The sequence below is a fragment of the Nocardia sp. NPDC051463 genome, assembly GCF_040681975.1.
Classification (GTDB): domain Bacteria; phylum Actinomycetota; class Actinomycetes; order Mycobacteriales; family Mycobacteriaceae; genus Nocardia.
In genome coordinates this window covers 92,951-104,872 of record NZ_JBFBAB010000027.1, presented here as the reverse complement: position 1 = coordinate 104,872, position 11,922 = coordinate 92,951, and the positions used below count along the sequence as shown (strand labels likewise).

Annotated in this window: 9 protein-coding genes and 1 pseudogene; 5 read left to right on the top strand and 5 right to left on the bottom strand. The window is 66.8% G+C overall.

The genetic code is table 11. The features are described 5' to 3' along the window. Positions 1–554: 554 nt before the first annotated feature. The 3 genes and pseudogenes from AB0M74_RS28105 to AB0M74_RS28095 all read left to right on the top strand — a co-directional run. A pseudogene (locus AB0M74_RS28105) lies at positions 555–1,184 on the top strand (PspC domain-containing protein); the annotation flags it as partial. 1,351 nt (positions 1,185–2,535) lie between these two features. Continuing rightward, positions 2,536–2,754 carry a hypothetical protein gene (locus tag AB0M74_RS28100; RefSeq protein WP_366529296.1) on the top strand — a complete coding sequence of 73 codons (219 nt, stop codon included), beginning with the start codon at positions 2,536–2,538 and terminating at the stop codon, positions 2,752–2,754. Positions 2,755–2,833: 79 nt separating this feature from the next. Next, the gene (locus tag AB0M74_RS28095; protein ID WP_366529295.1) at positions 2,834–3,004 is read left to right on the top strand and encodes a hypothetical protein; all 171 of its coding nucleotides are present in this window, start codon (positions 2,834–2,836) and stop codon (positions 3,002–3,004) included. Between the two features lie 289 nt (positions 3,005–3,293). On the opposite strand, the gene guaA is transcribed toward AB0M74_RS28095, so the two are convergent. Beyond that, entirely contained in the window at positions 3,294–4,874 is a 1,581-nt protein-coding gene (gene guaA, locus AB0M74_RS28090; RefSeq protein WP_366529294.1) for a glutamine-hydrolyzing GMP synthase, read from the bottom strand. Between the two features lie 12 nt (positions 4,875–4,886). Here guaA and AB0M74_RS28085 point away from each other — a divergent pair, with 12 nt between their 5' ends. After that, positions 4,887–5,741 (top strand): alpha/beta fold hydrolase, encoded by an 855-nt coding sequence (locus AB0M74_RS28085; protein WP_366529293.1) that lies wholly within the window; start codon positions 4,887–4,889, stop codon positions 5,739–5,741. 310 nt (positions 5,742–6,051) lie between these two features. On the opposite strand, the gene AB0M74_RS28080 is transcribed toward AB0M74_RS28085, so the two are convergent. Together AB0M74_RS28080 and guaB are read right to left on the bottom strand one after the other, a co-directional pair. Continuing rightward, entirely contained in the window at positions 6,052–7,209 is a 1,158-nt protein-coding gene (locus tag AB0M74_RS28080; protein WP_366529292.1) for a GuaB3 family IMP dehydrogenase-related protein, read from the bottom strand. Positions 7,210–7,562: 353 nt separating this feature from the next. Continuing rightward, positions 7,563–9,107, bottom strand: a complete 1,545-nt coding sequence (gene guaB, locus AB0M74_RS28075; RefSeq protein ID WP_366529291.1) for an IMP dehydrogenase — start codon at positions 9,105–9,107, stop codon at positions 7,563–7,565. Positions 9,108–9,387: 280 nt separating this feature from the next. Between guaB and AB0M74_RS28070 the strand changes: the two genes are divergently transcribed. Continuing rightward, on the top strand, positions 9,388–9,801 hold the full coding sequence (locus AB0M74_RS28070; RefSeq protein WP_011207424.1) for a DUF5319 domain-containing protein: 414 nt from the start codon (positions 9,388–9,390) through the stop codon (positions 9,799–9,801). Between the two features lie 163 nt (positions 9,802–9,964). On the opposite strand, the gene AB0M74_RS28065 is transcribed toward AB0M74_RS28070, so the two are convergent. After that, on the bottom strand, positions 9,965–11,221 hold the full coding sequence (locus AB0M74_RS28065; RefSeq protein ID WP_366529290.1) for an anti-sigma-D factor RsdA: 1,257 nt from the start codon (positions 11,219–11,221) through the stop codon (positions 9,965–9,967). Continuing rightward, a complete protein-coding gene (locus AB0M74_RS28060; protein ID WP_366529289.1) occupies positions 11,214–11,792 on the bottom strand; it encodes a sigma-70 family RNA polymerase sigma factor in 579 nt (192 codons plus the stop codon). Before AB0M74_RS28060 ends, AB0M74_RS28065 begins: the two co-directional genes overlap by 8 nt. Between the last annotated feature and the right edge of the window lie 130 nt (positions 11,793–11,922).

The window sequence follows — 11,922 nt, the reverse complement described above, 5'->3', positions numbered from 1 at the left end:
CCCGCAAACGCCACGGCTTCCGAACACCGACCTACATCCTCGACCAGGTACTGTCCAACACTGCCCCTGTTGCATCGACCACGTGAATCCGCCCGGCCTGGGCAACCACCATTCGACTACGTTCGACGGGTCCCGGTGCGCTGGCCACCGTAGGGAATCGACGGTTGGCTGACCGCTCGGGTCACGCTGTCGGGAGCTGGTCGCGGATATGTCCGGCCTGCCGCGAGTACAAGAACCCCGATGCCCGGGGCGGCTGATCGACTAACACCAGGGGTTGTCTCGTTCCCGTGTTCGGGGTGCTGGTAGATGGTGCGTGCTTTCTCGACACGGGCCGAACGACAGGGGTCCAGAGATGACGAGACCGTTTCGACGCAGTGAGCTGCGTCGGGTCTGCCGCAGCTGGGGTAAGCGTCATTCGACTGAGCTTGCCTGCATGGCGTGAGCACGGGCTTCTGGGATCCGATCATGCGGAAAGTACAGACCGGGCGGTCCAAAAGGATCAGCAAATTATTCAGGGTTCCCCCCGATGTGCCGACGAGCTGGTCCGGCCCACCATGGGAAACATGACGAAAACGAGCTTCGGCGATCAACTCCAGCAGATGTGGCACACGCGGCCCGTCCGCTTGCCGCGGCAAGGTCCGATCGCGGGCGTCGCGGCCGGTTTCGGGCGGCGTTACAACGTCGATCCGGTGCTGGTGCGGGTCGCGCTCGTGGTGTCGACGATCTTCGGTGGCGCCGGGATCGTGCTGTATCTGTTGGCGTGGCTGCTGCTGAGCGAAGACGGGGATCAGGCGTCGGCGGCGGAGTCGCTGTTCGGCAAGGGGCAGAGCTCGCAGTCCCAGACCAAGACCATCGTGTTGATCGTGGCGCTGGCCATCGCGGTGAGCACCATGGGCCCGGTCGGGGTCGGGTTGGCCGGCTCGGGGCTGATCAGCATGGCACTGATGCTGGCGGGCTGGTGGATGCTGCATATGCGGCAGCCGACACCGCCGCCCGGCACCAGCGCGCTCGGCGGTTTCGTCGCCGACGGTGGCCTCGCCGCAACCGGCTATCCCGGCACGGTGTTCCCCGCGGGATCCCCGCTGCGGACGAACACCACTGACTTCTACTCCCCCGATGTCCCGTCGACCAGCGTGTACACGCCGTACACCAAGCTGCCGGACGCCTACATCCCGGACACCCCGGTTCGGCACGAGACGACACCTGTCCAGCAGGACGAGGCGACCCCGTCGCCGACTCGACGCAGCGCAGACGCTCAGACGCAACGTGTAGCTCGCGATGCGATGCTGCTCGACGATGGTGAAGCCGAGTCGGTCTCGCTCAACAAAGGCGATGCCGAGACTGTGCCGCATGACAAGAACAACGCCGAGACAGCGCTGCTGGTCAACAGCACCACAGACACTACGCAGCTAGACGGGAACGACACCGACACGATCCAGCTCGACAAGAGCGGGGCCGAGACAGTCCTACTCGACAAGCGGGCTGACGCGGCACTGTCCGACACGAGCACGCTGTCACCACAGGGAGTGCCGTCCGCAGGCACGTCTACGCCCGGCACCTCGTCGTCGGACACCACGACACCTGCGAACACCATGCCCGAGACCCCGTCGTCCGACACCAGCGGTCCCATACCGGAGACGAGCACGACACCCGAAACAGGCGGCTCGCCATCCGGCCCGGACGCAACGCCTTCGTTCGACAAGAGCACGCCCACCGACACCGACCGCGCTGCCGACATCTCCACCTCGGCTACCGCCCACAAGTCCCTCGGCTCCGACGAAACCTCTTCCGGCACAAAAGCTCCGAACGGCCAGACCGCTCAACTTCCGACGCGGACCACGAGCGCACCGACCCACGCCGCCTTCGGCGACCGGACTCCGCCTTCCTGGGATCCGCTCGGAGTCGCCCCGCTTGCCTGGGATCTGCCCGAACCGACCCCCACTCGCACCATCGTCGCACCGCCGCCGAAGCGTCCGCGCTCCCGGCTGACACCGGTGGTACTCGGCCTTGCCATCCTCGCCGCGGCGGGAGCAGGCGCGGCGGCAGCCTCGGGCGTGGACTGGATGACGCCGGGGCGGATCGCGGCGGTGGCGCTCGCGGTGATCGGTCTCGGGATGGTGCTCGGCGCGTTCCTGCGGCGCGGCTACGGCCTGCTGGTGGTGACCGCCCCATTGGCCGGGTTCGTCCTGATGGCTTCGATGATCGGCCCGATCGAGTTCGACAACGCCACCATGGGTGACCGCACCTGGGTGCCGGCCTCGATAACCGAACTGAATGCGAAATATGCGGTGACCATGGGAACCGGCACGCTGGACCTGCGGTCGCTGAATCTGACCGAGAGCCGCAGCATAGATCTCGCAGTCCAGATGGGCGAGGCCGAGGTGCTGCTACCTGCGGGCATGACAGTACGCACCGAATGCACCGTCAATATGGGGGAAGTCAACTGCCCTACCGGGATTACCGGCCCGAACACCCCCGGGGCACCGGTGCTCGATCTGAAGGTCAACGTCCGGGCAGGCAATGCGGAGGTGCGTCGTGGCTGACAAATCCGACACCGACAACTCGACCGACCGCCGCGGACCGTCCGCCTCGCTGCTGATCGTCGGCCTACTCGCACTCGCGGTCAGCGTCTGGGCTTTCGTCGGCCCGGCCTCGATGCCCGCGACCGGCGTGATCCCCCTCGGCTGGATCGTGGTGATCGCCGCCATCGTCATCGGCATCGTGCTGGTGGTCTCCCCACGCAGACGCCGCTGACCGACAACCGACTATGACCGACGACAATGACCCGTCCACAAGACGGGTCATTTGTCGTCGGACGACCGAGGAGAAAGCGATGACCGCAGACCCGTTCGACACACCAGAGACCGACGACGAACCGACCGACCAGGGAACCCCGATGGGTCGGATCATCCCGCTGACGCCGACCCGGTCCTATCTCGGCGGTGGCATGCTGCTCGGCCAGTTCATCCTGGGCAGGCCGACGGGATCCACTGTGATGGAATGAGCCGGCATCACACGGTCGATCCGCGCGCGACACCTTCGACGCGGGGCGTACCGGCCGCTCATCCCTCGACGGCGAGCAGCACCCACACCCCACCCGCCACGCCCGAATCCCGCCGGGATCGAAGGTGATCAGAACCTCGCGATCCACACGATCCGAACCCCGTTGGGATCCAACACGATCAGAACCTCGCGGACCACACGATCCGAACCCCGTTGGGATCCAACACGATCAGAACCTCGCGGACCACACGATCCGAAACCCGTTGGGATCCAACACGATCAGGTGCGCGTCACTCCCACTCGATGGTGCCCGGCGGCTTGCTCGTCACGTCGAGGACCACGCGGTTCACCTCGGCGACCTCGTTGGTGATGCGAGTGGAGATCCGCTCCAGCACCTCATAGGGCAGCCGCGTCCAGTCCGCGGTCATCGCGTCTTCGCTGGAGACCGGGCGCAACACGATCGGGTGACCGTAGGTTCGGCCGTCACCCTGCACGCCGACCGAGCGCACATCCGCGAGCAGCACGACGGGGCACTGCCAGATCTGCCGATCCAGGCCCGCGGCCGTAAGTTCTTCGCGGGCAATGGCATCGGCCTGACGCAAGGTGTCGAGCCGGTCCGCGGTGACCTCGCCGACAATGCGGATGGCCAGACCCGGACCCGGGAACGGCTGGCGCGCAACGATTTCCTCCGGCAGCCCGAGCTCACGACCGACCGCGCGCACTTCGTCCTTGAACAGCAGCCGCAGCGGCTCGACGAGCTCGAACTCCAGATCGTCCGGCAGGCCGCCGACATTGTGGTGGCTCTTGATGTTCGCGGTGCCCGCACCGCCACCGGACTCGACGACATCCGGGTACAGCGTGCCCTGCACCAGGAACTCGACCGAGGGACCCGAGCCATCCGACTCCACGCCGCCCTCGGCGATCACCACCTCCGAGACCGCGTCCTCGAACGACCGGATGAACTCACGGCCGATGATCTTGCGCTTCTCCTCGGGGTCGGTGACACCTTTCAGCTCACCGAGGAACTTGTCCACCGCGTCGACAGTCACCAGCTTGGCGCCGGTCGCGGCGACGAAGTCCTGCTGCACCTGCTCGCGCTCCCCGGCCCGCAACAGGCCATGGTCGACGAACACGCAGGTCAGCCGATCACCGACGGCACGCTGCACCAGCGCTGCCGCGACCGCGCTGTCCACGCCGCCGGACAGACCACAGATCGCGTGGCCGTCGCCGATCTGCTCGCGCACCGAGGCGATCAGCGAGTCGGCGATATTGGCCGGGGTCCACGTAGCCGGGATACCGGCCAGCTCGTGCAGGAACCGGCTGAGCACCTGCTGACCGTGCGGCGAGTGCAGCACCTCCGGGTGGTACTGCACGCCCGCCAACTTGCGGGCCCGATCCTCGAATGCGGCGACCGGGGCGCCCGCACTGGTGCCGGTGACCTCGAAGCCCTCCGGCGCGTCGGTCACCGCGTCGCCGTGGCTCATCCACACCGGCTGAATGGTGGGCAGGCCGCCGTGCAGCAGGCCGCCATCGGTACTGAGTTCGGTGCGGCCGTACTCGCGGGTGCCGGTGTGTGCGACCGTGCCGCCGAGCGCCTGCGCCATGGCCTGGAAGCCGTAGCAGATGCCGAAAACCGGGATGCCGAGATCGAACAGCCTGGCGTCCAGCTGCGGCGCGCCCTCGGCGTACACGCTGGAGGGACCACCGGACAGGATCACCGCGAGCGGCTGCTTCTCCGCGATCTCCTCCACCGTGGTGGTATGCGGGATCACCTCGGAGAAAACACTCGATTCGCGGACCCGCCTGGCGATCAGCTGGGCGTACTGCGCGCCGAAGTCGACGACAAGGACCGGTCTCTGAGTATCTGCCACCGTCACAGTTTAATGAGGGCGCAAATCGTCCCGCGCACCCCCGCACCGCTGGCTATCCTCATGCTCGTGCCATTCGCCCGCGCGATCGATGCCGACATCCACTATGAGGACAGCGGCGGGCACGGTCCGGTTGTCCTACTCGCACACGAATTCTTCATGGACCGAACGATGTTCGCTTCGCAAATGGCCGCGCTGGCACCGGAATTCCGCATTGTGTCCTGGGACGCGCGCGGCCATGGGCGCACCAGGGACCAGGGACTACCCTTCACCTATTGGACCGCCGCACGCGACGCGCTGACGGTGCTGGATCACCTCGGCGCCGAACGGGCCGTGGTCGGCGGCACGGCGCAAGGGGGCTTCACCGCTTTGCGCACCGCGCTCATCGCACCCGAGCGGGTGTCGGCGCTGATTCTCATCAGCACCGAAGCACACGGACCAACTCCCGAACAGTCGACGGCGACCCAGAAATTTCTGGACGAATGGTACGACGACAGCTCCAGGCGGGACGCGGTCGACCAGCTGGCGCACTGGTTGATCGGCGACGACGAGTGGTATCGATCGATCTGGACCAAACGCTGGCTGGTGCGCGACCGCAGCGGCATCGAGGTCGCGGCGGGCTGCCTGCTCGGCCGGGATTCGGTGCAGGACCGACTGCCCGAAATCACCAGCCCCGCCTTGGTGATTCACGCCACCGACAGCGGCCTCGCCCGCGACCGCGCCCGACAACTCGCCCGGGGGCTGACCGGATCGACCTACGTCGAAATCGCGGGAGCGCGACTGGCCGTCACCATGACCCACCCAGAACCGGTGAACCATGCGATACAACAATTCCTGCGGGAACGCACGGTGCCGACGCGAGTTCGTTGAGCGCGACGCGAGTTCACCGCTGCGGCGAGCCGCGGCCCGTACAGTCGGAGCCCGCCGGCACCGAGCCGGCCATCACGGTCGACACGTACGCGGTGGCCGCCTCGACGCTGTCACCGGAGCAAATAGGTCACCTGGACGCACGCAGGCTGCGCGGCACGCGCGTACACCGTGAGGATCTCGCCTCTCCCGGAAACGGGAACCCGATGTCGCAGCGACGCCCCAGATAATCGAGAGCCAGCCCACTCCGATTCGCGCACGCTGAACAAACCTCGGCGAGTTCGACATTCGCGCAATCGAACCGCGCGTCCGATCAAGCGCGAACGCTGAGCCCGACCTTCTGGAATTCCTTGAGGTCGGAGTAACCGGCCTTCGCCATCGAGCGACGGAGTCCACCAACGAGATTCAGCGAACCGAACGGGTCGTCGGAGGGCCCGAACAGCACTCGCTCCAGGCTCGGCCGGACCACGTCGCCGTCCGCGCTGTCGACCCAGCTCTCGTCGACCGGCAACAGCGCGCCACGCGGCACCGAGGGGTGCGCGGCCGCCGAAGGCCAGTACCAGCCGCGGCCCGGAGCCTCGGCGGCGACCGACAACGGCACACCGAGCATGGCGGCGTCCGCGCCGCACGCGATCGCCTTGGCCAGCTGACCGGAGGTCGCGACGTCACCGTCGGCGATAACGTGCACGTAGCGACCACCGGTCTCGTCCAGGTAGTCGCGGCGCGCGGCGGCGGCGTCGGCGATCGCGGTGGCCATCGGCACCCCGATGCCGAGCACCTCACCGGTGGTCGTCGCCCCGGGGAAGGAACCGTAGCCGACGATCACACCGGCCGCGCCGGTGCGCATCAGATGCAGCGCAGTCCGGTGATCGCTCACACCACCCGCGACCACCGGCACATCGAGCTCGGAGATGAAAGTCTTGAGGTTCAGCGGCTCACCATCACCGACATGCTCGGCGGAAATGATGGTGCCGTGCACGACGAGCAGGTCGATGCCCGCCTGCACCAGCGCCGGAGTCAGAGCGCGGGCATTCTGCGGGCTGACCCGCACCGCCACCGTGACGCCCGCGGCACGCACCTGCGACACCGCGGCGGCCAGCAGGTCGGGCTGCATCGGCGCGGCGTGCAGTTCTTGCAGCAGTGCGACGGCCCGCTCGTAGCCGCCCTTGCCGACCAACTCGACCAGCTGATCGATCTTCGCGGCGACATCGGCATGCCTGGCCCACAAGCCCTCGCCGTTGATGACACCGAGCCCGCCGAGGCGACCGAGCTCGATAGCGAACTCCGGCGAGACCAACGCGTCGGTGGGGTGCGCGAGGAACGGGATCTCGAAACGGTAGGCGTCCAGCTGCCAGGACAGCGATACCTGCTTCGACGAACGAGTCCGCCGCGACGGAACGATGTCGACATCATCCAGCTCGTAGGTACGCCGGGCGGTCCGGCCCATGCCGATCTCGACCATGTCGCGCACTGTGTCTCCTTGTTTTTCGGCGGCGCCTGCGGCGCCGCGTGTTCGCGGCCCCCTTGGTCTCGCTTCCGAGCGGGCGAGACTCGCGCCTACGGCGCATGCGCTTCGCCCACTCGGAAGCGAGACGGGCCGCGAACTCTAGGGCTCGGTCTCGCTTCGCTCGGAAGACGGTGTCGTGGCGAGCGGGGACGCCGGTGGCGGCGCTCGCGACTCTTGGTTACCGGTTCAGCGGTGGTGGGGCGCGCCTTTGTCCCGCCCCACCACAGAACTCGACTGTCGGCCGCATACCGGAACGGCATGCGCGCCAGGTCCATCATGCACCGACCGACCGGTCCAGTACATCACCGACGAGCCGACTAGCCGCGACCGGTGTAGTTAGGGGCCTCGACGGTCATGGTGATGTCGTGCGGGTGGCTCTCTTTGAGGCCGGCCGCGGTGATCTGCACGAACTGGGCTTCCTGCAGGTGCGCGATCGACTGCGACCCCGTGTAGCCCATCGCGGCGCGCAGGCCGCCGACGAGCTGGTGGATCACTTGGTTGACCGATCCGCGGAACGGCACCCTGCCCTCGATGCCCTCGGGCACCAGCTTGTCCTCGGCCAGCACGTCGTCCTGGAAATAGCGGTCCTTCGAGAAGGACTTCGCCTGCCCACGCCCCTGCATGGCACCGAGCGAACCCATGCCGCGGTAGCTCTTGAACTGCTTGCCGCCCACCAGGATCAGCTCACCGGGCGATTCGGCCGTGCCTGCCAGCACCGAGCCGAGCATCACGGTGGACGCGCCCGCGGCGATCGCCTTGGCGATGTCACCGGAGAACTGGATGCCGCCATCGGCGATCACCGGCACGCCGTGCGGCTTGCATGCGGCAACAGCCTCGAGGATGGCGGTGATCTGCGGCGCGCCGACACCAGCCACGACACGGGTCGTACAGATGGAACCGGGGCCGACGCCGACCTTCACCGCGTCGGCACCCGCCTCGACGAGCGCGGCAGCGCCTGCCCTTGTCGCGACGTTGCCGCCGACGATCTGGATGCGATCGCCGACCTCGGCCTTGACCTTGGTGACCATCTGCAGCACCTGCACCTGATGTCCGTGCGCGGTGTCGACGATCAGCACGTCCACGCCGGCGTCGGCCAGCGTCATCGCACGCGACCACGCGTCGTCGCCGACACCGATCGCGGCGCCGACGAGCAGGCGGCCGTCACGATCCTTGGTGGCGTTCGGGTACTGATCGGTCTTGACGAAGTCCTTGACCGTGATGAGTCCGCGCAAGCGGCCACCGCCGTCGACGATCGGCAGCTTCTCGATCTTGTGCCTGCGCAGCAGACCGAGCGCGGCCTCCGCGGTGACGCCCTCCTGCGCGGTGATCAACGGCGCTCTGGTCATCACATCGGCGACACGCCGGTTCTGGTCGACCTCGAAGCGCATATCGCGGTTGGTGATGATCCCCACGAGCTCGCCGGTCTCATCCACGACGGGCAGGCCGGAAATACGGAACCGGGCGCACATCGCGTCGACCTCGGCGAGGGTGTCGGTCGGGCGACAGGTCACCGGATCGGTCACCATGCCCGCCTCGGACCGCTTCACGGTTTCCACCTGCGCGGCCTGGTCGGCGGCCGCCAAGTTACGGTGCAGCACACCCATGCCGCCGGCGCGGGCCATGGAGATGGCCATCCTGGCTTCGGTCACGGTGTCCATCGCGGAACTCACCAGCGGTGTGCGCAGCCGGATCTCGCGGGTCAGCTGGCTGGAGGTCTCCACCGAGCTGGGGATGAGGTCCGAAGCGGCCGGTAGCAGCAGCACATCGTCGAACGTGAGGCCGAGCATGGCGATCTTGTTCGGATCGTCACCACCCGTATGGGGGCGGACTCCGATACGTTCGCCCGGTACGGGATTACTCATTCGGATCGACCCCTCCTGGACGTCGAAAGCGACCGACACCGGTCGACCGGCGTCGCGCAGAACTGATGGGATGGACGGTGACGGCTCCGCCAATGTCGGGTACTGGCCGGCGCCTTTCACCCATGGTATCTGTCCCGCAAACTCGCCCACGATCGCGGTGCGCGAGGGCGGCTGTGGCTCTGGTCAACTCGCGACGCATACCCGCGAAACTGAACACGCCTGCGAAACTGGCGGTGCGCATAGCTGGCGAAGACCCCCCTGTTCTGCGTACCGTGGGGGTGTGCGTGACCATCTACCACCTGGCTTGCCGCCGGATCCGTTTGCCGGAGACCCCTCCGACCCGTCCGCCGCGCTCGATGCCATCGAGCCCGGCGAGCCGCTGGATCCCCACGAGCGCCTTGCGGTCGAGGAGGATCTCGCCGATCTCGCAGTGTATGAGGCATTACTGGCGCATCGCGGTATCCGTGGACTCGTGGTCAGCTGCGAAGACTGCAGGCAGGATCACTACCACGACTGGGACATGTTGCGCGCCAACCTGCTTCAGCTGCTGGTCGACGGCACCGTGCGCCCGCACGAACCCGCCTACGATCCGACGCCGGAAGCGTATGTCACCTGGGACTACTGCAGGGGCTACGCCGATGCCTCGATGAACGAGGCTTTCCACGGCGACGGATTCGACGGGTTCGACAGCTGACTCTTCCGCCGGCAGCGGAGGTCGGCCCAGCCGAGCCAACAGCACGGGACTCGCACAGACGTGCTGTAAGCAACCTCACAGACAAAAAGCCGACCGCCGGTCGGCGATCGGTTGCTGTCTTGTATCGGTTGTTCTTCTCGAGCTAGGCGTTGTTGTTCTCGAGCTAGGTAGCGGGGCCCGCTCCACCCGTTCCGCCAATTCCACCTGTTCCGGTAGATCCGCCTGTTCCACCGCCTGTTCCGGGGGAACCACCCGTCCCGGTGGACCCCCCAGTCCCACCAGTCCCAGTGGAACCACCAGTCCCAGTCGAACCGCCCGTCCCAGTGGAACCACCAGTCCCACCGGAACCGCCGGTTCCGGTGGGAACCACGGTTCCGGGGTTGGTGGCCGGTGCCGACGGAGGCGTGGCGGGCTGCGTCGGCGGACCGGTATCGACGGGCGGCACGACCACCACCGTGGTCGGCACGGCGGGGGGCGTTTGATCCTGCGTCGGCGGCTGACTCTGCACGGGAGGCGTCGTCGGCTCGGGCGTGATCGGCGGAATCACCGGCGGCACTGTGGTCGACGGTTGACCGGGAGCAGTAAGGTCCGCGCTCGTCGGCGGCTTCGTCCCCGAGGCATCCGGCGACTGCAGAATGGTCTGCTGCGGATTGCCGGTCGTCGGCTTCGTACCGGAGGTGTCGGTGCTCGGCTTCGGATCGGCGGGCCGCGTCGGCGTCGGCGTCGCGGTGATCGAGCTCGCGATTTCCGGTGCCCTCTTACGCAACTCAGCGAGAACCAAATCCCAGCGAGCCGCCAGCACGCTCTGCTTATCGGTGTCGTTGACCTGAGTCACGTTCTCCCGAGCGCCCTCCAGCTTGGTCTTCGCCATTTCGGGGTTACCCGAATCGATGAATGCCTGCGCCTCGGTCAAGTAGTCGTCGGCACGCTGGACCACGGTGGTCTGGGCCTGTTCACTGAACACGACCTCCTTGACCCGCCATAGCGGATCACCGGGCTCTGCGTTGTAGGAAAACGCCGTCATCCCGCCGATGACAAGCGCCAGTGCGGCAGCCGTCCCCGCGATCGGGCGAAGTAGCCGTAGTCGTCCGCCGGTCTGTGCGCCGATACGGACTTGTCGAGCACCGATCTCCTGGTTGACCGCGGCCACGATTTCATCGAGGCTCGGTTCCACCGGCATCGGCTCCGAGAACAGCTCGGCCCGCCAATCGGCCAACAGCGTCGCGAGCTGATACTCCTCCGCGCTGTCGGTCCGTACCGGACCGTCGCTCGCAATGGCATCGATCAGCGCATCGTCGCGGCGTACCGCGGCGATGTCCACCGGACCGGTGTCACCGACGCTCTCGGCGTAGGGACCGCTATTTCGCGATCCAAGCCGCGCCTTCCAGTCGCCCCGACCGCGCTCGCCATCCCTAGCCATACATTTCACCTGCCCTCGCCACTTGTGACTTCAGTTTTGCGAGTGCCCTGTGTTGGGCCACCCGTATCGCACCCGCCGTACTGCCCACGGCGACTGCGGTTTCTTCCGCTGACAAACCCATGACCAATCGCAGGATCAGGATCTCCCGATGTTTCTCAGGAAGAGTCGCGAGCAGACTGTTCATCTGCCTGCTCGTCTCTGATTCGAGAGCTCGTTGTTCCGGACCATGGTCGGTGGATATGACATCTGGTACTTCGGCCATGGCCTCCGCCTTGTTACGGGCGGCGTTCCGATGAGCGTCGGCGACCTTGTGCGAAGCGATTCCGTATACGAAGGCCATGAAGGGCCTGCCCTGGTCTTGATACCTGGGCAAGGCGGTCATCACAGCCAGACATACCTCCTGCGCAACGTCATCCGCAGAGAGTTGTCCTCGCTCCGCGGCGCCGATCCGCGCGCGGCAGTAGCGCACCACCAGCGGGCGGACCATTTCGAGTACCTGAGCTAAAGCGGATCTGTCGCCCTGCGCAGCCGCAGCGACGGCGAGGTCCAACTCTTCGCCCGTGTTCGTCATCGTCAGAGAAATTCCTGGCGTTACAAGTGGCACGGTCGGGGATGACCAGTGCTTCCGCCGGTGGGGCGGAACGGATCTAACAATAGCTACACAACGCCGGGAACCGGGCAACACGGGTCGCCTCCAGTGG

Bases quoted from the DNA above. Each gene is read 5' to 3' on its own strand.
- AB0M74_RS28085 (WP_366529293.1), top strand. From the start codon at position 4,887: ATGAGGGCGCAAATCGTCCCGCGCACCCCCGCACCGCTGGCTATCCTC.
- guaB (WP_366529291.1), bottom strand. From the start codon at position 9,107: ATGAGTAATCCCGTACCGGGCGAACGTATCGGAGTCCGCCCCCATACG.
- AB0M74_RS28060 (WP_366529289.1), bottom strand. From the start codon at position 11,792: ATGACGAACACGGGCGAAGAGTTGGACCTCGCCGTCGCTGCGGCTGCG.
- AB0M74_RS28095 (WP_366529295.1), top strand. From the start codon at position 2,834: ATGACCGCAGACCCGTTCGACACACCAGAGACCGACGACGAACCGACC.
- AB0M74_RS28065 (WP_366529290.1), bottom strand. From the start codon at position 11,221: ATGGCTAGGGATGGCGAGCGCGGTCGGGGCGACTGGAAGGCGCGGCTT.